Annotated in this window: 19 protein-coding genes, 3 tRNA genes and 1 pseudogene; 11 read left to right on the top strand and 12 right to left on the bottom strand. The window is 60.6% G+C overall.

Annotated features, from left to right (window positions below):
* Positions 1-51: 51 nt before the first annotated feature.
* Complete coding sequence (mreB, locus tag B5F22_RS04140) at positions 52-1074, top strand: rod shape-determining protein MreB (protein WP_087230817.1); 1023 nt, start codon at positions 52-54, stop codon at positions 1072-1074.
* 44 nt (positions 1075-1118) lie between these two features.
* Here the strand turns inward: mreB and B5F22_RS04135 are convergent, their stop codons facing one another.
* The gene (locus B5F22_RS04135; protein ID WP_158096615.1) at positions 1119-2276 is read right to left on the bottom strand and encodes a tRNA nucleotidyltransferase; all 1158 of its coding nucleotides are present in this window, start codon (positions 2274-2276) and stop codon (positions 1119-1121) included.
* A 140-nt stretch (positions 2277-2416) separates the two neighbouring features.
* Between B5F22_RS04135 and murC the strand changes: the two genes are divergently transcribed.
* Positions 2417-3793, top strand: coding sequence for a UDP-N-acetylmuramate--L-alanine ligase (gene murC, locus B5F22_RS04130; protein ID WP_087369916.1), 1377 nt, complete (start codon positions 2417-2419; stop codon positions 3791-3793).
* 52 nt (positions 3794-3845) lie between these two features.
* On the opposite strand, the gene B5F22_RS04125 is transcribed toward murC, so the two are convergent.
* Together B5F22_RS04125 and B5F22_RS04120 are read right to left on the bottom strand one after the other, a co-directional pair.
* Positions 3846-4985, bottom strand: a complete 1140-nt coding sequence (locus B5F22_RS04125; RefSeq protein ID WP_087391189.1) for a D-alanyl-D-alanine carboxypeptidase family protein — start codon at positions 4983-4985, stop codon at positions 3846-3848.
* A gap of 110 nt (positions 4986-5095) precedes the next feature.
* Positions 5096-5181 (bottom strand) — tRNA-Leu (locus tag B5F22_RS04120).
* A gap of 140 nt (positions 5182-5321) precedes the next feature.
* Between B5F22_RS04120 and B5F22_RS04115 the strand changes: the two genes are divergently transcribed.
* The 3 genes from B5F22_RS04115 (at position 5322) to B5F22_RS04105 (ending at position 6208) form a co-directional block, all read left to right on the top strand.
* Positions 5322-5408 (top strand) — tRNA-Leu (locus B5F22_RS04115).
* A 188-nt stretch (positions 5409-5596) separates the two neighbouring features.
* Positions 5597-5683: transfer RNA gene (locus B5F22_RS04110), tRNA-Leu, on the top strand.
* A gap of 207 nt (positions 5684-5890) precedes the next feature.
* Positions 5891-6208 (top strand): DUF6465 family protein, encoded by a 318-nt coding sequence (locus B5F22_RS04105; RefSeq protein ID WP_087230798.1) that lies wholly within the window; start codon positions 5891-5893, stop codon positions 6206-6208.
* A gap of 132 nt (positions 6209-6340) precedes the next feature.
* Here the strand turns inward: B5F22_RS04105 and B5F22_RS04100 are convergent.
* Both B5F22_RS04100 and B5F22_RS04095 read right to left on the bottom strand, forming a co-directional pair.
* Positions 6341-6496, bottom strand: a pseudogene (locus B5F22_RS04100) (DUF554 family protein); the annotation flags it as partial.
* Positions 6497-6613: 117 nt separating this feature from the next.
* Positions 6614-8086, bottom strand: coding sequence for a UbiD family decarboxylase (locus tag B5F22_RS04095; RefSeq protein ID WP_087391186.1), 1473 nt, complete (start codon positions 8084-8086; stop codon positions 6614-6616).
* Positions 8087-8300: 214 nt separating this feature from the next.
* Here B5F22_RS04095 and B5F22_RS04090 point away from each other — a divergent pair, with 214 nt between their 5' ends.
* The 5 genes from B5F22_RS04090 to idi are packed head-to-tail and all read left to right on the top strand — an operon-like array spanning position 8301 to position 10675.
* Positions 8301-8783 carry a LysR family transcriptional regulator gene (locus tag B5F22_RS04090; protein WP_158096614.1) on the top strand — a complete coding sequence of 161 codons (483 nt, stop codon included), beginning with the start codon at positions 8301-8303 and terminating at the stop codon, positions 8781-8783.
* A gap of 12 nt (positions 8784-8795) precedes the next feature.
* Positions 8796-9197: a LysR family transcriptional regulator substrate-binding protein gene (locus tag B5F22_RS04085; RefSeq protein WP_158096613.1), complete on the top strand. Its 402-nt coding sequence runs from the start codon at positions 8796-8798 to the stop codon at positions 9195-9197.
* 17 nt (positions 9198-9214) lie between these two features.
* Entirely contained in the window at positions 9215-9775 is a 561-nt protein-coding gene (locus B5F22_RS04080; protein WP_087391177.1) for a UbiX family flavin prenyltransferase, read from the top strand.
* A 5-nt stretch (positions 9776-9780) separates the two neighbouring features.
* Complete coding sequence (locus tag B5F22_RS04075; RefSeq protein ID WP_087391174.1) at positions 9781-10164, top strand: hypothetical protein; 384 nt, start codon at positions 9781-9783, stop codon at positions 10162-10164.
* A 1-nt stretch (position 10165) separates the two neighbouring features.
* Entirely contained in the window at positions 10166-10675 is a 510-nt protein-coding gene (gene idi / locus B5F22_RS04070) for an isopentenyl-diphosphate Delta-isomerase (protein WP_087391171.1), read from the top strand.
* 38 nt (positions 10676-10713) lie between these two features.
* Here idi and B5F22_RS04065 read toward each other — a convergent pair whose 3' ends face one another.
* The 7 genes from B5F22_RS04065 to metA form a co-directional block, all read right to left on the bottom strand.
* Positions 10714-12078: an aldehyde dehydrogenase gene (locus tag B5F22_RS04065; protein ID WP_087391168.1), complete on the bottom strand. Its 1365-nt coding sequence runs from the start codon at positions 12076-12078 to the stop codon at positions 10714-10716.
* A gap of 17 nt (positions 12079-12095) precedes the next feature.
* Complete coding sequence (gene fliB / locus B5F22_RS04060; RefSeq protein ID WP_087391165.1) at positions 12096-13196, bottom strand: flagellin lysine-N-methylase; 1101 nt, start codon at positions 13194-13196, stop codon at positions 12096-12098.
* 102 nt (positions 13197-13298) lie between these two features.
* Positions 13299-14810 carry a PepSY domain-containing protein gene (locus tag B5F22_RS04055; RefSeq protein ID WP_087391163.1) on the bottom strand — a complete coding sequence of 504 codons (1512 nt, stop codon included), beginning with the start codon at positions 14808-14810 and terminating at the stop codon, positions 13299-13301.
* 1 nt (position 14811) lies between these two features.
* Entirely contained in the window at positions 14812-15381 is a 570-nt protein-coding gene (locus B5F22_RS04050) for an RNA polymerase sigma factor (RefSeq protein WP_087373044.1), read from the bottom strand.
* A 57-nt stretch (positions 15382-15438) separates the two neighbouring features.
* Complete coding sequence (locus tag B5F22_RS04045; RefSeq protein ID WP_087391161.1) at positions 15439-17025, bottom strand: FAD-dependent protein; 1587 nt, start codon at positions 17023-17025, stop codon at positions 15439-15441.
* 1 nt (position 17026) lies between these two features.
* Positions 17027-17689: an HD domain-containing protein gene (locus tag B5F22_RS04040; RefSeq protein ID WP_087391158.1), complete on the bottom strand. Its 663-nt coding sequence runs from the start codon at positions 17687-17689 to the stop codon at positions 17027-17029.
* Positions 17679-18605 (bottom strand): homoserine O-succinyltransferase, encoded by a 927-nt coding sequence (gene metA / locus B5F22_RS04035; RefSeq protein ID WP_087391155.1) that lies wholly within the window; start codon positions 18603-18605, stop codon positions 17679-17681. Before metA ends, B5F22_RS04040 begins: the two co-directional genes overlap by 11 nt.
* Before the next feature lie 96 nt (positions 18606-18701).
* Here metA and B5F22_RS12435 point away from each other — a divergent pair, with 96 nt between their 5' ends.
* Complete coding sequence (locus tag B5F22_RS12435) at positions 18702-18932, top strand: hypothetical protein (protein ID WP_204210517.1); 231 nt, start codon at positions 18702-18704, stop codon at positions 18930-18932.
* Positions 18933-18952: the final 20 nt, after the last annotated feature.

The following is an 18952-nucleotide window of genomic DNA, read 5'->3' as shown; positions in this document are numbered from 1 at the left end:
CTATTTCATAGTATGCATTGTATTGTGTGGAAAGTGCTATGAGGTGATAACATGTTTGCAAAGGATATCGGAATTGACCTGGGTACAGCCAGTGTGTTGGTATATATCAAAGATAAGGGCATCGTGCTGCGGGAGCCCTCCGTGGTGGCCCTGGACAAGAATACTGGAAAGCTGTTGAAGGTGGGTACCGACGCTCAGAACATGCTGGGCCGTACCCCCGGCAACATTGTGGCCATCCGTCCCCTGCGGGAGGGCGTCATCTCCGACTACGATATGACCGAGCGGATGCTCCGGGAGTTCATCCGCAAGGTGGCCCCCATCCGTCTGTTCAAGCCCCGTGTGGTGATCTGCGTGCCCTCCGGCATCACCGAGGTAGAGGAGCGCGCCGTCATCGACGCCGGCATCCAGGCTGGTGCCCGCCGGGTGTACCTCATTGAGGAGCCTCTGGCCGCTGCCATCGGCGCTGGCATCGACATCACTCAGCCCGACGGCCACATGGTGGTGGACATCGGCGGCGGCACCGCTGATATCGCCGTCATCTCCCTGTCCGGCATTGTGGAGTCCGCCTCCATCAAGGTGGCTGGCGACTCCTTCAGTGAGGCGGTGGTGAAGTACATTCGCAAGCGCCACAACGTGCTCATTGGCGACCGTACCGCCGAGGAGCTGAAGATGAAGATCGGCTGTGTCTTCCCCCGGCCTGAGGAGGTCAGCATGGAGATCAAGGGCCGTTGCCTGATGACCGGCCTGCCCCGGGTGTTCACTGTCACCTCCAGCGAGATGATCGAGGCCTTCGAGGAGCCCTGCGCCCGCATTCTGGAGGCGGTGCACGGGGTGCTGGAGCGTACGCCCCCCGAGCTGGTGGCGGACATCTCCACCAACGGCATTGTCATGACCGGCGGCGGATCTCTGGTGTGGGGCTTTGACAAGCTCATCGAATCCCACACCGGCATCGAGACCTATGTGGCCGACGACGCCATCTCCTGCGTGGCCCTGGGTACCGGCCGCAGCCTGGACTGGGTGGGCGAGATGCAGGACGGCACCATGAACATCTCCCGCAGCCGTCAGATGCTGTAAAACTCAAAAGCAAAGCGGACAGAGCCTCGCTCTGTCCGCTTATTTTATGTGCTGAGTAGGAGGCGGAGCTTGTCCGGGGTGTTGTCCTCCGGGTGGTCCAGTACATAGTCCAGCAGCATCCTCTGGGCTCGTCCAATGTCTGGACCTGACAACCCCATGGCTGCCAGCTCTCGTCCAGACAGGGCCAGCTCCTTGGCGCTGAGACAGGGCCTTTGGGCCAATACCTGGTCCAGCAGTTCCCTGGGGGCCTTTTTGCCCTGTACCTGAGCCATGGCAGCCCCGGCCTTGCAGGCGGGGATACCGTACCGGGCCAGGGCGTGCCGCCAGCCAGAGGCGTCTTGGGGTAGGCCCTCCTGAAATAGGACGAGGGCCCGGGACAGAGGCGCGATCAGCTTTTTGTCCCGGATGAGGCTTTGAAGTAGGGGGAGCGGGTCGTGGCCGCTCTCTGCCATCAGGGAGGCCAGCCCTGCCCAGCGGGGCAGAGGCTCGCGGGGAAGGCCTGAGAGAGGCGAGGCGTCCACCTCCGGGCCGCTGAGAAGCCCAGAGGAGAAGAAGAGCTTGGCCCAGTGGGGGGCAGGGGCGCACAGGGTTTTCTCCACCTCGGGGCGGATGCGCTCAGCGGGCAGGTGGTGAGGCTGGGGGCCCAACTCCTCCAGGGCATGGACCAGTTCCGGGTCCAGGGTAAAATTCAGCTGAGCGGCGAAGCGGATGGCCCGAAACATGCGCAGCCGGTCCTCCTGGAACCGCTGCATGGGGTCTCCCACGCAGCGGATGACCCGGCTCTCCAGGTCTGCCTGTCCGCCAAAGGGGTCGATGACGGCGCCGTCTGGAGCCAGAGCCATGGCGTTGACGGTGAAGTCCCGGCGGGACAGGTCGTCGGTGAGGGAGGAGACAAAGGACACGGCGTCGGGGCGGCGGCCGTCCCGGTACCCGCCCTCACACCGGAAGGTGGTCACCTCCAAACCCTGCCCATCCAGCACCACCGTCACAGTGCCGTAGTCGATGCCCGTGGGGACGGTGTGGGGAAAAAGGCTCTGGACTTGTTGGGGGAGGGCGGAGGTGCAGATATCCCAGTCCTGGGGCGTGCGGGCCAGCAGCAGGTCCCGGACGCAGCCGCCCACGGGGTGAGCTTCAAACCCGGCCTGCCACAGGGTACGGCAACAGTGGGCAACGGCAGGGGGGAGGGTGTTGGGGTAATCCATGGTGTGCTCCTTTCCTTGTGGAAAAACGGAAAAAAGGGAAGAACCCGGTTGCCATTCTCCATGGCGCATAGTATAATATAATGGTTTTGAGTTTATAGTACCAGAAGAATTAGGATAATTTTATTATATGGGGTGTGCATATGTCAGTCAATAACATCCATGAGTATATCAAACCGGGAAAGCGGGCCCATCTGGTGGGCATTGGCGGTGTTTCCATGGCCTCTCTGGCCGAGGTGCTGCTGGGCAACGGAGTTATCATTACGGGTTCGGATCGGCAGGAGAGTGCCACCGTGGCCCACCTGCGCAGCTTGGGCATCCCGGTGACTATTGGCCATCTGCCTGAGAGCGTGGAGGGGGCGGACTGCGTGGTGCGCACCGCCGCCGTACACAACGACAACCCGGAGATCGCTGCTGCTCTGTCCGCTGGTATTCCCGTGTTCGAGCGGGCCCAGGCCTGGGGCGCCATCATGACAGGGTATAAGAACGCCCTGTGCATCTCCGGCACCCACGGCAAGACCACCACCACCTCCATCTGCACCCACATCTTCATGGCCGCCCAGCTAGACCCCACGGTGATGATTGGCGGCACGCTGCCCCTGCTGAAGGCCGGGCACCGGGTGGGCCAGGGTGACACCATCATTCTGGAGTCCTGCGAGTACTGCAACTCCTTCCTCTCCTTCCGTCCCACGGTGGCGGTGATTTTGAACATTGAGGCGGACCACCTGGACTTCTTCAAGGACCTGGAGGACGTGGAGCACTCCTTCCGGGCCTTTGCCGATCTGGTGCCAGACGGTGGGTACATCGTGGCCAACTGTGAGGATGCCAACACCATGAAGGCGCTGGAGGGGGAGACCCGCCCCATGATTACCTTCGGTGTGGAGAAGGGCGACGTGCACGCCGAGAACCTGGAGATGAACCACGGCTTTGCCACCTTCGACGTGGTGTACCGGGATCAGGTGTATGCCCACGTGGAGCTGTCCATTCCCGGCATGCACAACGTGAAAAACGTGCTGGCGGCCTCTGCTGCCGCTGCGGTGCTGGGGGTTCCCGGCTGGGCTGTGGAGCAGGGCATGCGGGACTTCCGTCTGCCTGGACGCCGCTTTGAGTACAAGGGAGACTACAACGGGGCAGAGGTGTGCGACGACTACGCCCACCACCCCGGCGAGCTGGAGGTGCTGCTGGACTCAGCTAAGAGCCTGGGGCACAAGCGGGTCATCTGCGCCTTCCAGCCCCATACCTATACCCGCACCCATGAGCTCTTTGACGACTTTGTGCGGGTGCTGAAAAAGCCGGATATCACCCTGTTGGCGGAGATCTACGCTGCCCGGGAGACCAACGATTTGGGCATCTCCTCGGCGGACCTGGCTGCCCAGATTCCCGGCAGCATCTTCTGCCCCACCCTGGAGGATGTGACCGCCAAGCTCCGGGAGCTGGCTCAGCCCGGTGACCTGATTCTCACAGTAGGCGCTGGCGACATTTACCGGGCCGGTGAGATGTTGGTGGCAACCGAGAAGTAATCAACATAGGAAACGGCGTAGGAAGTGTTTGAAGGCTTCCTACGCCGTTTTGTTATGCATGGGTGGGGAGAAAGAGCAGGGTGTCCAGAAGCTGCTGGAAGATGCCCCACACGGTGAGGCGGGCCACTCCGGTGGAGGCCACCAGGTCCACCCGCTCATGTTCCTCGCCGTCCAGATACACAATCATCTCGCCCAGCTTCTGCCCCTCATCCACCGGGGCGGAGACCTCCTCCGGCAGATGAACCTGGGTGGTGACAGCGGCGCTCTGGCTCTGGTGAGTGAGGATGGTACAGTCGTGGTCCAGTACGGGCTGCACCGTGTCCTGCTCCCCCAGCAGCACCGAGATGGGGGGGAGTACCTGCTCGGGATAGACTTGGGTGAGGGAGTAGTTGGCAAAGCCGTAGTTGAGCAGGGCAGCGGCGCTGTCAAAGCGGTCGGAGGGGGTGGCGGCGTGCATCACCACGGCGATGAGCTCCATGCCGTCCCGCTCTGCTGTGGCGGATAGACAGTAGAGGGCGGTATCGGTGGAGCCGGTTTTCAGCCCTGTGGCCCCGGGATAGGAGTAGATGAGCCGGTTGGTGTTGGTCAGCTGAAATGCACCGTCCCGGAGGGTGTCCATCCAGATGGTGGTGTACTCCCGCAGCTGGGGGTGATTCAAAATCAGCTCCCGGCTCATGAGGGCGATGTCGTAGGCGGAGGACACGTGGCCTTCGGCGGGGAGTCCGGTACAGTTGCAAAAGACGGTGGACTCCATGCCCAGCTCTTTGGCCCTCTCGTTCATGCGTTGGACAAAGGCGGTCTCGCTGCCGGACACCGCTTCCGCCAGAGCTACGGCGCAGTCATTGGCAGACGCCACAGCCACCGCCTTCACCATCTCGCTGACGGTGAGCTGCTCCCCCTCTTTTAGCCAGATCTGGGAGCCGCCCATGGAGCAGGCGTAGGGGGAGGCGGTGATCACGTCATCCCAGCAGAGCGTCCCGGCATCGATGGCCTCCATCACCAGCAGCAGGGTCATCACCTTGGTCACCGAGGCGGGCTCGTAGACGGCGTGGGCATCCTGCTCAAAGAGCACCTCTCCGGTGCTTTTCTCCATGAGAATAGCGGAGGGCGCGGTGATATCCACCTCAGCGGCCCGGGCATGGGTGGGCAGCAGGCACAGCAGTACCAGAGACAGGGCGAGTACGGCTTTCATGGTGTCAATCCCTCATTTCCTGTATGGTAACACCAGACTATGAGGGAGAGGGGCGGACTATTCATGTCATGGAAATAAAAAAGAAGGACACAACTTCCGTTGTGTCCTTCTGGTGCGGATGACGGGACTCGAACCCGTACGGCCGTGGGCCACTAGCACCTCAAGCTAGCCAGTCTACCAGTTCCAGCACATCCGCATAACTCAAGCTTGTTCATTATAGCGCAGACAACCCTTTTTGTCAACCTAAAAAAATCGTCGTTTTTTTGAAAATATCTGTTGACAAACAAGGAGACCCATGGTAATATACCTCTTGTCGCTACGAGCGACACACCGCTTGCGCGAGTGGTGGAATTGGTAGACTCGCTGGCTTCAGGTGCCAGTGCTCGCAAGGGCGTGCGGGTTCGACTCCCGCCTCGCGCACCAGAAGGACACGACTTGATCGTGTCCTTCTTTTTTGTTTTCCAAAATCTATGGGAGCAGATGCATGGCCAGGGGCCAGCCGCTGGGCCAAAGGTCCGATGAAGAAAATGAAAAGAAATTGAAAAAAGGTGTTGACAGCTGCCCACTTCCGTGGTATTATTACTTCCGTTGCTGAGGCAACCAAGCCACTTGCGCGAGTGGTGGAATTGGTAGACTCGCTGGCTTCAGGTGCCAGTGCTCGCAAGGGCGTGCGGGTTCGACTCCCGCCTCGCGCACCAAAAGGACACACGTTGGACGTGTGTCCTTTTTCTTTTGTGGAATACTTCCTAATCATGGAATATATGTCTGCGTACTCCTGTTCAAAAGGGAAGAAATGGTGCGTATGCCTTGCAAACCATGGGAAAAGGGAGTAGAATAGACCAAGATTTGCAAAAGCAAGTCTGTTACATTCACTTGGATAGATGAAGTGAAAGGAGGAAATTAAGATGGCGAGAGTGACAGCGGCTCAGAAGAAGACCGTGACCGAGCCCAAGGTTGAAGCCTCTTTGGAGAAGAAGGTTGTGGAGCAGCCTGTGAAGAAGACCACCCGTACCGCCGCCCCCAAGAAGGTGGAGCTGGCTTACGTGCAGTTTGCTGGCAAGGAGTGGGACATGGCTGAGGTTGTGAAGAAGGCCAAGGAAGATTACCTGGCCCAGGGCAACAAGGCTACCTCCATGAAGAAGTTCTGCGTGTATGTCAAGCCCGAAGAGGGTCTGGCTTACTATGTGGTCAACGACACCGAGACCGGCAGCGTGGAGCTCTGAGATTGAGGCGACACAAGCGTCAAAAACAGCGAGGTCAGGAAATCCCAAAGGGGTTTCTCGACCTCGCTGTTTTTCTATCAAAAGGGAACGGGCCGCAGGACATGGTGTTCTGCGGCCCGTTGCGATCCTGGCTTAAGAGACCAGGGGCATGATGTAGTTGACCCAGAGGGCGGATATGGGCATGACCAAGATCATGGCGGGCACCATATCGGCGATGGGGAACATCTTCACCTTGATCATACGGAAGCCGGTGGCCAGCATGATGAAGCCGCCGCAGGCTTTGAAGTCGTCTTTCAAAAGCCCTCCGGCCACGGCCCCCACAAGGCCGCCCACCACCACGGACAGGGCGTTGATCATCACGCCAATTGGCATAGGTTCTCTCTCCTTTCTAGATGGAAGCGCAGGTTAGAACAGATCAGGCACCCACTTTTTGGGGTCCAGCTCCTTGAACTTGGAGCGCTGGAAGCGGTGCTTCTGATCGAAGGGGACGGTGCAGTCGAAAATGGCCTTGCAGGCGATGCCGTGGTCCCGGATGGAGGGAGAGATGGTGGGATCGTTGGAGGGGTCCAGGGGATGGCAGCGCACGCCGGGGATGGGGATGAGGTCCACATCTGCCTGGAAGCGGGTGTTCATGGCCCAGATGACGTCGCTGAGGTCAAAGCAGTCCACATCCTCGTCCACCAGGAACACGTGCTTGAGCTCGCTGAAGGCGGAGAAGGCCAGCAGGGCGGCCTGGCGCTGACGGCCCTCGTCGGAGGGGACAGACTTCTTAAATTGCAGTACGGCCATGTACTTGCCGCCGCCGCAGGAGGCGCAGTACACATTTTGCAGCTTGCCGGGCATGGCACGCTCCACCATGGCCAGAATGCTGGCCTCGGTGGGGATGCCCGCCATGGACACATGCTCCTCGCTGGGGCCAATGCAGGACTGCATGATGGGATTTCTGCGGGTGGTGACAGCCTTGACCTTGATGATGGGCACCGCAGGGTTGGCCACACCGGTGTAGCCGGGGAACTCAGGCATGGCCTTGCCGGAATCGGTGTTGATGTCCTCCCGTACCCGGGCATTGGGGATGAGCTCGCCTTCAATGACATACTCGGCGTTGGCAATGCACTTCTCGTCAATGGTCAGACAGGGAGCCAGCTCCACGGCCTGGCCACGAATGCCGCCAGCGGCGCCCAGCTCGTTGTAGCCCAGGGGAGTCGTGGGGGGCTCGAAGCAAGCGGCAATCTCAATGGCGGGGTCTACGCCCACGCTGATGGAGATGGGCAGGGGCTTGCCCATGGCCTCTGCCTTCTCCCGGAACACGCCCAGGTGGCGGGCACCGGGGACGAAGTACATGGAGATCTCGTCCTTGCTCTGCAGGCACAGGCGGTGGATGGTGATGTCAGACTCTTTTGTCTCCGGGTCAGAGGCGTAGCACAGGCCCATGGTGATGTAGGGGCCGGCGTCCTCCTCGGTGTTGGTGGGGGCGGGGATGAGCTTGCGGATATCAAAGCCCTCCTCGGTGGCGTAGTGCACCACCTCCTGGCACTGGGCCTTGGAGGCATCCACCACCACAGGGGGGATGGGGTTGGACACAGCCCGGTTGAGTAGCTTGCCCAGGTTTTCCGGCTTTTCCCCCAGCAGATAGCCCACCCGCTTGCGGCTGGCCAGCACGCCGATGGCCACTCGGGCGTCGGGGTGACCTTTCACGTTGTTGAACACCATGGCGGGGCCTTCCCGGGTGGGGCGGGAGACGGTGCCGCCAGCTCCCACATAGCGATACACGCCGGAGAGCTCGGCGTTGGGGTCCACTTCCACGTCGGTCTCCACATACTGCCCGTCTATGGTTTGGAGCAGCTCCAGCGCAGAACGCAAATCGTTGATGTTTGCCATGTGAATCACACTCTTTTCTAGACGTTGTGGGGCTCTGTCTGGCAGAGCATACCTTATCGTAGAGTATACACCCCGCAAACTTTGGGGGGCAATTCACAAAGGTGGTGCGCCTATTCCCAAAAACGATGGAGAATTTTTGGTATGGGGAGTTGCATGATTGGTGTCAGACGTAGTAAAATTCATAAGATAAGAGTGAAAACAAGGGGGAATGGACATGACCATGGCACAGATCCAACACTTTCTGGACATCGTGAATTGGGGTGGGTTTTCTGCAGCGGCCAGCGAGACGTTTATCTCCCAGTCCTCCCTCTCCAAACAGATCAAGTCCCTGGAATCCGAGCTCAACGTCCAGTTGTTTGACCGGACCAACAACAAAATTGCCCTCACCCCAGGGGGCACCGCGTTTCTGGAATACGCCAGAAAGCTCAACAATACCTACAAGGCCATGCTCCAGGATATGGAGCAGTACAGCAGTGCCAAGAAGACCATCTCCATGGGAATTTTGCCTCTGGAGCAGGGATACCGCCTGCTGGAGCGGCTGACCTCCTATCAGGTGGCCATGGAGCGGGTGCAGGTGAACATTACCGAGGACAACCAGGGCAAGCTGATTCCCCTGCTGGACCACGGCAAGCTGGATTTCGCTGTGGTGCGTATGGACGAGTTGGACCCGGAGGTATATGAGTTCCACCCCATCTAGCGGGACAAGCTGGTGCTGGTGTACCGGAACACCCAGGAGGGAATCCCGCCGGAGGAATCCGTCTCCCTCTCTCAGCTCTCCCATCTGCCCTTTGTGCTCATGAGCGACGAGTCGGTGCTGCATAACCTGTGTGTCCGGCAGTTCCACCGGGAGAACTTCCATCCGTCGGTGATCTACACCGCCGCCCGGCACCGGTACCTGCTCAGCCTGGTAAACTCGGGGCTGGGGGTGACCATCCTGCCCAAGGCCCTGGTGAATACCAACCTGTTCCCAGAGCTGTGCTGTAAGGACCTCAGGGGGGGCATGGAGTCCCTCATCGGGGTGGTGCGGCTCAAGCACGCCCACCTGTCCGCCGGGGCGGAGCACCTCTATGAGTTCTTTGCGCAGCAGGGCATACTGACCCAGGAACCATGAAAGGACGAGACACAGACATGAAACGGCTTATTGTAGCAATCAGCGGCGCCACAGGGGTGCAGATGGGGGCCAGACTGTTGGAGGTGCTCCACCACATGCCCCAGGTGGAGACCCACCTGGTCATCAGCCGAGGTGCAGAGGTGATTTTCCAGCGGGAGACCTCCATAGGCTTGGAAGAGTTGAAGAAGCTGGCGGACTATACCTATGACGTGGACAATCTGGCGGCCGCCATTTCCAGCGGCTCCTACCGCACCGACGGGATGATCATCCTCCCGTGCAGCATGAAGACCCTCTCGGGACTGGCCAACGCCTATGACGAGGACCTCATTGTGCGGGCGGCGGACGTGTGCCTGAAAGAGAACCGCCGGGTGGTGGTGGTGCCCCGGGAGATGCCTCTCAACCGCATCCACTGCCGCAACCTGCTCACCGCCTGCGAGGCGGGGTATGTGATTATCCCGCCCATGCTTACCTTTTACAGCGATTACCCCACCGCCCAAGACCAGGTGGACCATATCATCGGGAAAATTCTCATGCAGTTTGATCTGGACTATGAGCGGTTCCAGCCGTGGAAGGGGTGAGGGGCATGGATTTGGAAGTGAAGGTGGGCAGCGCCCCCTGCGCCGTCCGTCTCATCCTCACCACCACCCAGGGGCGGGGGCTGTGCGGCTTCCTCACCGGGGGTGAGGCCCATGTAGGCGGCGTGGCCTACGCCGTACCCCGTCCCAAGTCCTCGGGAGAGGGGCTCATAGCGGACCTCAGCACCATCTGCGGCCCCGGACACAAGGATGTGTATGCCGCCCAGACGGTGGCAAAGCAGCTGTGCCTGGCCACCAACGAGACGGTGTGCATCTGTGCCGGGCTGCATCTGGACCACGCCAGCCAGGCCCAGATTAAAGAGATGATGGACAACTGTACCCAGGCTGCCCAACAGGCGGCGGAGGCGTACAAGAAGATGGGAGGCCAGTGACATGGAAGACCTGCTGATCTGTGTAGACCCCCTGGACGTGCCAGTGGGCACCATGGGGAAGGAGGAGTGCCACCGGAGGGGGCTGCTCCACCGGGCATTCTCCATCTTTTTGTATGACGGGGAGCGGGTGCTCCTCCAGCGCCGGGCCCTCCACAAGTACCACTCGGGCGGGCTGTGGGCCAACTCCTGCTGTTCCCATCCCCGGGACGGGGAGACGCTGGAAGAGGCGGTGCAGCGCAGGCTCATGGATGAGCTGGGGGTGTCCTGTCCCTGCCGGGAGGTGGGCAGTTTCGTCTACCGCCACCAGTTCGCCCCGGACCTGTACGAGTATGAGTACGACCATGTGTTTGTGGGGGCCTATGCCGGACCGGTGACCCCCAATCCGGAGGAAATTATGGAGACTCGGTGGTACACTAAGGAGGAGATTCTCTCCCTCCTCATCCAAGATCCCGCCCGCTTTGCCCCCTGGTTCATCACCGCCTTTCCCATGGCCATTAAGGATATGGAGTAAAAGAAGAGCTGCGGCGCATTTTGCGCCGCAGCTTGTTGTCATTTCAGGAACCGTTTCAAGAGATTGAGCTTGGAGGGGGTGTAGGGGTGGTAGCGCAGAGGCACGTCCACGTGCTGGCCGCCCACCAGGATGCTCTTGTAATGGGTGAAGGTGTCGAAGCTGGCCTTGCCGTGGTAGGCGCCCATGCCGCTGTTGCCCACCCCGCCGAAGGGTAGGTAGGGGGTGGCCAGGTGCAGAATGGTGTCGTTGAAGCAGCCGCCGCCGAAGGATAGACGGGAGGTCACCAAGTCCTGCATCGCCCGGCTCCTGGAGAAGAGGTACAGGGCCAGGGGCTTCTCCCGGCTGGACACAAAGTCCACCACCTCCTGGGGCGTGGCGTAGGAGAGAATGGGGAGGACGGGGCCGAAAATCTCCTCTTGCATCACCGGGGACTGGGGGTCTACCTGGTCCAGCAGGGTGGGGGCGATCTTGCCGTCTCGGGCCTGGCCGCCCAAGAGGATGGTCTGACCCTCCAGCAGGCCCAGAATGCGGCGGTAGTGCTTGTCGTTGACAATCTTGCCGTACTCGGGATTGGACAGAGGGTCGTCCCCCAGAGCGTCGTGGAGAGCCTTTTTCAGCTGCTCCACCAGCTGGTCTTTCACCGTCTGTTGCACCAGCACATAGTCCGGGGCCACACAGGTCTGTCCGGCGTTGAGGAACTTACCAAACACGATGCGCTTGGCGGCCAGAGCCAGGTCGGCGGTCTCGTCCACAATGCAGGGGCTCTTGCCGCCCAGCTCCAGGGTCACGGGAATGAGGTTCTGGGCGGCCCGGCGCATCACCTCTTTGCCCACGGTGACCCCGCCGGTGAAGAAGATGTAGTCCACCCGCTGGTCCAGAAGGGCGGAGTTCTCCGCCCGGCCTCCCTCCACCACCGCCACATACTGGGGGTCAAAGGTGGCGGCGATGAGTTGGGCGAGTACCTGGGAGGTGGCGGGGGCATAGGCGGAGGGCTTGAGGATGACGCAGTTGCCTGCGGCGATGGCCCCCAGCACCGGGGTCAGAGACAGCATAAAGGGGTAGTTCCAGGGGGACATCACCAGCACCACCCCATAGGGCTGGGGGTAGCGGCGGCTCTTGGCGGGGAACAGGGTCATGGGAGTGTGGACTGTCCGGGGCTTGGCCCAGCGGCGCAGGTGGGAGCGGAGATAGGACAGCTCTTCCAGCACCTGGCCGATCTCACAGAAGTAGCTCTCGTAGGGGTGCTTGCCCAAATCCGCCTGGAGAGCCGCCTCAATGTCCGGCTGCATGGCCAGAATGTTGCGGCGCAGACGGTCCAGAGCGTCCAGACGGGCGGCCACGGGCAAGGTGGCGCCAGAGCGGAAGTGGGCGTGTTGGTGGGAAACCAGAGTGGAAATATCCATGGGACGTTGAACTCCTTTTAACATTGGGGGAAGTGGATGGCGTCGGGGGACAGGGCGGCACAGGTGTCCATGGCCAGGTCCAGGTTCTCCTCCATGTGCTCCACCTCCCGGCTGAAGGCGCAGCAGAGGGCAATTTCCTCCGCCTGGCTGAGGGCTTCTCGCTCTGCCCACTGGGTGAGGAACAGATGGTAGAGTAGAATCGTGCTGCACGAGACAAAGGCCGCCCGTCCATAGAGTTGGTCATCGTTGACGGTTTTATGCCAGTGGCGGAAGAGAAGATACTCCGCCACGTTGGTGAGGTGGCGCTGCCACTGGGGGAACTGGCCCTCGAAGCGGCGGCACAGGTCCTGGTACTCCGCCTCGGTCAGGCTCTCCAACTGCTGGCAGCATTGGCTCAGACGTTGGGGCCAGGTGGGGCGCAGGGGCTCCAGGGAGGAGAAGAACCGGCACAGGGTCTGGGCGAATTCTTTCCCGTTCCCGGTGGAGGAGAGGGGGCGGAGGGAGAGGGCGGCTTGGGCCATGGCCGGGTAGTCCTCGCGGTCAATGGCGTCCTGTAGTGTATCCGCCAAATACAGCACCCCTTGCAGGCGTTCCCAGAGGGTGTACCTCTGCTCCTCCATCCCGTTCAGGACCGCTTGCCGGGTGGTCTCCAGTCCGGCGAGCAGCTGGGGCGGAATGTCGGGGAAGGGCTGGTCCGGGTGGCCGTCATCCACCTCCTCCACCTGGAACGCGGGGCTCTCCAGCAGCAGCCGGGCCACCTCGGGGCAGGACATGGCCAGGGAGGCCTCGGTGAGGTTGCCGTACTTCTCGATGAATCGGGGATAGGCGGCGCAGTGGTCGCACAGATGGGACTCCCCCCACTCCTTTTGGATGGCGCACAGCCCGTCCGGGGTGAGCATGGTGCAAAAGCCCCGGTGGTCCAGGCGGAAGCAGGTGTCTCCCTCCTCGTCGGTGGTGAGACTCTCCTGGAGGCGCTGGGCCAGGGAAGCAGGGGCGTGTTGGTAGTCGGAGAGGGTCTCCTCATCCAGGACAATGTCCCAGTCCCGGCAGCAGGTGTCGGGACAGGCACCGCCCAGGCAGCGGAAACCGGGATAGTAGTTGGGATGACGATGGAGCACAGTGATTCCTCCTTTGGGTGACAGTATAGCCAAATGGGCGGGGAAAAGCAAGGACCCGGCACAGAAAGAATTCCGTGCCGGGTCATAGGGGTGTGCGCCACGTCAATCGTCCCGCTCAGACTCGTATTTCAGAACTTGGCCGTTGGTGGCGTTGATTTCGTACTCATACTCCATGTTGCCCACATGGAAGGAAATCTCGTAGCGGGCCACGCCGTCGTCGTGGTCCAGCTCGTTCTCCAGCCGGGAGACCTGAGAGGCGTCCACTCCGGCATGCTTACAAGCGGCCTGAAGGGCGGCGTCATAGCCGATATAGGACCCGTTGGAGTTGCCTTGGTTTTGGTTCTGATTCTGGTTGGTGGAGTTGTTGGAACCGGTGCGGTGGGCGTAGTGGTCGCAGGTGTCCTGCTCGAACTTTACCACGTCGCCCGTGGTGGCGTTGATCTCGTAGTCGTATTCCACTCCGGCAGAGCAGAACTCAATTTCATAGTAGGTCACGCCGTCGTCCTCGTCCAGCTTCACGGTGAGGGACTGGGCGGCACTCTGGTCCACCTTGGCGTGGGTCAGAGCGGCGGCGGTGGCGGCAGACTCGCCGATGAAGGTGGTGTTGCCCTGAGCGCCGGTGTTACCGGAACTGGTATGCCAGGTGTGGTCGCAGGGCTCCTGCTCGTTCTTCACCACACTGCCGTCCGTGGCGTTGATGTCGTACTCGTACTCGGTGCCGCCGCTGCAAAAGTCCAGCTCGTACACCATGACGCCCTTGGACCAACCAAACTCGGTGCTCAGCCCCTGCACATCGCTGGTGGCGATGCCGGCGTGGTCGCAGGCGGCCTGCAAGGCGGCGTCCTGGCCGATGTAGGCCTGATCGCTGGTGGTGCCGGTCTGGGACACCCCGGTGGTGGTCAGGTTGCGGGAGGAGGCGATGAGGGAGATCTCGCTCATGGACAGGGGGGCCAGGGACTCAAAGGTGAGGGTGCTGTCCTGAGCGATGACCTCCTGGATGAGGCTGGCCTTTCCGGCGGAGATGTTGTACTGCTGGGCCAGCTGGGCCAGGTCGTCGTCCACGGTGACGGTCTGGGTGAGGATGGCCCCGGACTGGAAGGCGCCGGAGATGGTGGTGGTGAGCTCGTTCTGGAGCTGGGTGGCGGTGTCGGCGTCAGCGTTCTCCACCGATACCAGAATGGCGTTCTCCAGCTCGTCCAGATACCCCTTTTGGAGGCAGGCGCCGATGATGGCGTTGACGGCAGTCTCCAGATTGGTGCCCTCCAGCTCCATGCCGCCCATGATGTCCTTGGCGTCATCGTTGAGGGGGGTGGCGGTGGTGACGGTCTCCTTGTTGTTGACGGACAGGGCGATGCTGGGGTTGATGTCCAGGGTCACCACCGAGTCGGCGGCACTTGCCTGTTGGAAACGGGAGATGCCAAAGATGCTGCCGGCCACAATGGCCAGGGCGGCTGCGGCGGAGAGAGGGGCAATCCAGCGGCGCTTCTGATTGTTTTTCATAGAGATCACAGTTCCTTTCTGTTCCTCGCAGGCGGAAAGGATGGCATCCAACTGATCGGGGGCAGCGTGGGTGGCCGCCTGCTGAATTCGCTTGTGAATTTCCTCGTGGGTCATCTCAGTCTGCCTCCTTCCATGCGGCGTTAAGCTTTTTAATGGAACGATGGTACTTGGAAAGAACTGTGGGTAAGGGCAGGGACAACAGCTGGGCGATCTCCCGGTGCTTGAGCCCTGTGAGGGCGTGAAGGGTGACGATTTGCCGCTCCTGGTCATCCAGAAGGGAGAGCAGGGAGTCTAAGGTGAGCAGGTCGTCCTGGTCCACCATGGGATTGTGGGAGAGCCGGGCCAGATGTGCCTCCTCCAGGGGGAGGGTGTGGGACTGCTCCCGCAGCCGGGACAGGGCTAGGTTACGGGTGATGGTGATGATCCAGGCCATGGGCTTTCCCTGGGAGCGGTAGGACCCGGCGCTGTGATAGAGTTGGATAAAGGTGTCCTGGGTAATGTCCTCTGCATGGTCCACGTCTTTCAGTACCGACAGAGCAAAACCGTATACGGCGGCCTTGGTGGCTTGGTAGAGGCTGGCCAGGGCCTCTTTGTCTCCCTGGGCCATCCGTGTGATGAGATCATCCAGCTGGTGGCTGTCGTGCCCGGAGCGCTCAACGGGCAGAGCCGATGTGAATAATATCATGGTTTCACCTCTGTTCATCTATATAACGCAGGAGAGGACAGAATTATTGCGTGTGCCTCAAAAATTTTTTTGAATAATTTCTTCCGCCACTTTGATGCCATCCACGGCGGCGGAGGTGATGCCTCCGGCGTACCCGGCCCCCTCGCCGCAGGGGTAGACCCCCCGGACGGAGATGGACTGGTAATCTTGGTCTCGGACCATGCGTACTGGGGAGGAGGAGCGGGTCTCCACGCCGGTGAGAACCGCCTCGGGGGTGGCAAAGCCTTTGAGCTTCCGGTCAAAGAGTGGGAGGGCTTGGCGCAGGGTGTCCAGCACATAGTCGGGCAGCACCCCCTCCAAGCTGCCCCATACCACCCCGGGCCGATAGGAGGGGAGAACGGAGCGGGGCCCAGAGGAGGGCTGTCCGGCCAGGAAATCCCCCACGGTCTGGGCGGGAGCCATGGGATTGCCGCCGCCATAGGCCCAGGCGGCCTCTTCCCACTGTTCTTGGAATCGTACCCCGGCCAGAGGGTCGTCCCCGGGGAAGTCGTCGGGGCCCACGCCCACCAGGAAACCGCCGTTGATGTTCTCCTGGTCCCGGGCCCGCAGGGACATGCCGTTGGTGACCACTTGCCCGTCTTGGCTGGCGGAGGCCACCACCTGCCCGCCAGGGCAGACGCAGAAGGTAAAGGCGGAGCGGCCATTGGGCAGGTGACAGGACAGTTTGTAGTCGGCAGCGGGCAGCTTGTCCCAGCTGGGGCCGAACTGGGCCTGACTCACCGCCTCCTGCTTGTGTTCAATGCGTACCCCGATGGCGAAGTTCTTCTGCTCCATGGCCAGCCCACTGTCCAGGAGCATGGCGAAGGTGTCTCGGGCCGAGTGGCCGGGAGCCAGTACCAGGGTGTCGCAGGGAAGGGTGTAGACCTCACTGTCGTGGGTGATCTCCACGGAGGTAATGGCGCCGTCCTGAATGTGCAGCCCGGTGAGCTGATGGCCAAAGCGCACTTCAGCGCCCAGGGAAATCAGCTCCTCTCGCATGGATTTCACCACCAAGCGGAGAATGTCGGTGCCGATGTGGGGCTTGTGGGACCACTGAATGTCCTCCGGGGCCCCGTGCTCCACAAAGGTGCGGAACACATGGGCGATGCGGGGGTCGTTGATGCCAGTGGTGAGTTTGCCGTCGGAGAAGGTGCCGGCGCCTCCCTCGCCAAACTGCACGTTGGAGCGGGAGTCCAGCTTCCCGGTGGACCAGTACGCCTCCACCGCCTGGGTGCGCTGGTCCACGTCACCGCCACGCTCCAGCACGATAGGTTTCAATCCAGCCCGGGCCAGGGTCAGGGCGGCAAACAGTCCGGCGGGGCCGGTGCCCACCACCACCGGGGGGAGGGAGGAGGTGCGGCCCAGGGGCGGAAGGGTGTAGGGCTTCTCCTCCCACAGGGTGACCCCCTTGGGGTGACGCTTTAATATCGCCTGCTGGTTGGCCACCTGTACCCGCACCGAGCAGACGTAGTGCACGTCCTGCTTTTTTCTCGCGTCAATGGACTGGCGGGTGAGCACCACCTGGGACAGGTCCTTTACCGACACCCCCAGGTGCTTGGCCAATTTCTTATATAAGGTTGTCTGGTCTGCGTCAATGGGCAGACGGAGATTGGTGACATGCAGCATATTACAACACCTTAGAACCGTTGATAACCAACTGGAATTTCAGAGAGAAGAACTCGGCGGCCTTGCGGCACAGGAGCATGCGGGAGAGGAAGATCTCGAAGTAGTCCATCACCGCACAGATCTCCGTATCGATGGTGATGGACAGGGTCAGGGTCTTGGCCTGAGAATCCAGGGTCAGGTCGGAGTTCTCCACGGCATAGTTGACCCGGTCGTGAATGTCGAAGTTAATGGTGTCCTGGTTGCGCACCCGGCTGCGGCGCACGTCGCTCTTATCTGCCAGGATGAGGGCGGCGGCCACGGCGTTGACCGGGTAAGCGGTGTGCTCGTCGTGGTTGCCGATGGCGGTGATGACCACTGCCACGTCGGCAGGCTCCATGCCCATCTTGTCCAGAATGCGGAAGGCCATAACAGCACCGCTCTGGGCGTGGTCCACTCGGTTGATGACATTGCCGATGTCGTGCATGAACCCGGCGATCTTGGCCAGCTCAATGTGCCGCTCATCGTAGCCCAGGTCCTGTAACAGTTGGGCGGCGGTCATGGCACACTTGGTGACGTGGGCAAAGGAGTGCTCGGTGTAGCCCAGGGCCACCAGAGAGGCGTCTGCCTGGGTGATATAGGTGCGGATTTCAGGGTTGTTGCGCACCGCTTCAAAATCAATCTTCATTGGAAATCTCCCGTAAGTCGTAGGGGGTGGTTTGATAGACGTAGTAGTTCAGCCAGTTGGTGTACAGCAGCTGTCCGGCGGACCGCCAGTTGACAATGGGGGCCTGGTTGGGGTTGTCCTGGGGGAAGTAGTGGGCGGGGACGGCGATGTCCAGGCCACGGTCCACATCCCGGAAGTATTCCCGGGCCAGGGTGTCCTCGTCGTACTCCGGGTGGGCGAAGATGAAGAAGCGGCGGTTGTCCATGCTCTTCACGCCGAAGACCCCTGCCTCGTCGGATACCGCCAGCAGCTCCAGCTCGGGGATGGCCTGGAGGTCCTCCAGGTGCACCTCGGTGTATCGGGAGTGGGGGGCATAGAAGCGGTCGTCAAAGCCCCGGAACAGGGGGGACTGCTTGCGGATGATCTGATGCTGATAGATGCCAAACAGCTTGTGGGGCAGGGTGTGCTTTTGAATCTGGTAGTGATAGTACAGCCCGGCCTGAGCGCCCCAGCAGATGTGGAAGGTGGAGTGCACATGGGTGCGAGTCCACTCCATGATCTGACACAGCTCCTCCCAATAGTCCACTTCCTCGAAGTCCAGGTTTTCCACTGGGGCCCCGGTGATGATCATGCCGTCATAGTGGTTGTTGCGGATTTGATCGAAGGTGGTATAGAAGGAGTCCAAGTGATGGCTGTCTGTATTCTGAGAGACGTGACTGCTGGTCTTGAGCAGCTGTACATTGATCTGCAAGGGAGTGTTGGACAGCTTGCGCAGCAGCTGCGTCTCGGTGACGATCTTCGTGGGCATAAGATTCAGAATCAAAAGATTCAAAGGTCGGATGTCTTGGTGGAGAGCACGGTGCTCTGTCATCACGAAGATATTCTCGCCCTCCAATACACTGGTAGCAGGCAGGGAGTCGGGAATACGAATGGGCATAGGGATACCTCCGCTCTTACATTATATAGTAGATATAGCAAACCTACGATACCACAGGAGGGCGGGAAAAGCAAACGATAAAAAAGTTGAAAAAAGGTGTTGACAAATGAGAGAAGAGCTGGTATAGTATCTAAACGTGCCCCGGACGAAACAAAACAACGCCAAACAGCTTCGAAAAAAGTTGAAAAAGGTGTTGACAAGTTGAAAACCGCGTGGTACAATAAAAACCCGCTGATGAAGCGGTTTGTACCTTGTAAATTAAACAATGAGAAACACGAAAAGCACCAGAAGGACACGAGTCCTTCATGGAAACTGGTAACACAGTGAAATGAAGGGTCTCATCAATT

This window comes from Pseudoflavonifractor sp. An187 (assembly GCF_002160275.1).
In the GTDB taxonomy this organism is placed as follows: domain Bacteria; phylum Bacillota; class Clostridia; order Oscillospirales; family Oscillospiraceae; genus Enterenecus; species Enterenecus faecium.
Note: the sequence above shows the minus strand (reverse complement) of the source record. Positions and strands in the feature narration are given on the sequence as shown.

Bases quoted from the DNA above. Each gene is read 5' to 3' on its own strand.
- B5F22_RS04090 (WP_158096614.1), top strand. From the start codon at position 8,301: ATGACCATGGCACAGATCCAACACTTTCTGGACATCGTGAATTGGGGT.
- B5F22_RS04095 (WP_087391186.1), bottom strand. From the start codon at position 8,086: ATGGCAAACATCAACGATTTGCGTTCTGCGCTGGAGCTGCTCCAAACC.
- murC (WP_087369916.1), top strand. From the start codon at position 2,417: ATGTCAGTCAATAACATCCATGAGTATATCAAACCGGGAAAGCGGGCC.
- B5F22_RS04125 (WP_087391189.1), bottom strand. From the start codon at position 4,985: ATGAAAGCCGTACTCGCCCTGTCTCTGGTACTGCTGTGCCTGCTGCCC.
- metA (WP_087391155.1), bottom strand. From the start codon at position 18,605: ATGCCCATTCGTATTCCCGACTCCCTGCCTGCTACCAGTGTATTGGAG.
- B5F22_RS04105 (WP_087230798.1), top strand. From the start codon at position 5,891: ATGGCGAGAGTGACAGCGGCTCAGAAGAAGACCGTGACCGAGCCCAAG.
- mreB (WP_087230817.1), top strand. From the start codon at position 52: ATGTTTGCAAAGGATATCGGAATTGACCTGGGTACAGCCAGTGTGTTG.
- B5F22_RS04050 (WP_087373044.1), bottom strand. From the start codon at position 15,381: ATGATATTATTCACATCGGCTCTGCCCGTTGAGCGCTCCGGGCACGAC.
- B5F22_RS04040 (WP_087391158.1), bottom strand. From the start codon at position 17,689: ATGAAGATTGATTTTGAAGCGGTGCGCAACAACCCTGAAATCCGCACC.
- B5F22_RS04135 (WP_158096615.1), bottom strand. From the start codon at position 2,276: ATGGATTACCCCAACACCCTCCCCCCTGCCGTTGCCCACTGTTGCCGT.
- B5F22_RS04075 (WP_087391174.1), top strand. From the start codon at position 9,781: ATGGATTTGGAAGTGAAGGTGGGCAGCGCCCCCTGCGCCGTCCGTCTC.
- idi (WP_087391171.1), top strand. From the start codon at position 10,166: ATGGAAGACCTGCTGATCTGTGTAGACCCCCTGGACGTGCCAGTGGGC.
- B5F22_RS04080 (WP_087391177.1), top strand. From the start codon at position 9,215: ATGAAACGGCTTATTGTAGCAATCAGCGGCGCCACAGGGGTGCAGATG.
- B5F22_RS04065 (WP_087391168.1), bottom strand. From the start codon at position 12,078: ATGGATATTTCCACTCTGGTTTCCCACCAACACGCCCACTTCCGCTCT.
- B5F22_RS04045 (WP_087391161.1), bottom strand. From the start codon at position 17,025: ATGCTGCATGTCACCAATCTCCGTCTGCCCATTGACGCAGACCAGACA.
- B5F22_RS04055 (WP_087391163.1), bottom strand. From the start codon at position 14,810: ATGACCCACGAGGAAATTCACAAGCGAATTCAGCAGGCGGCCACCCAC.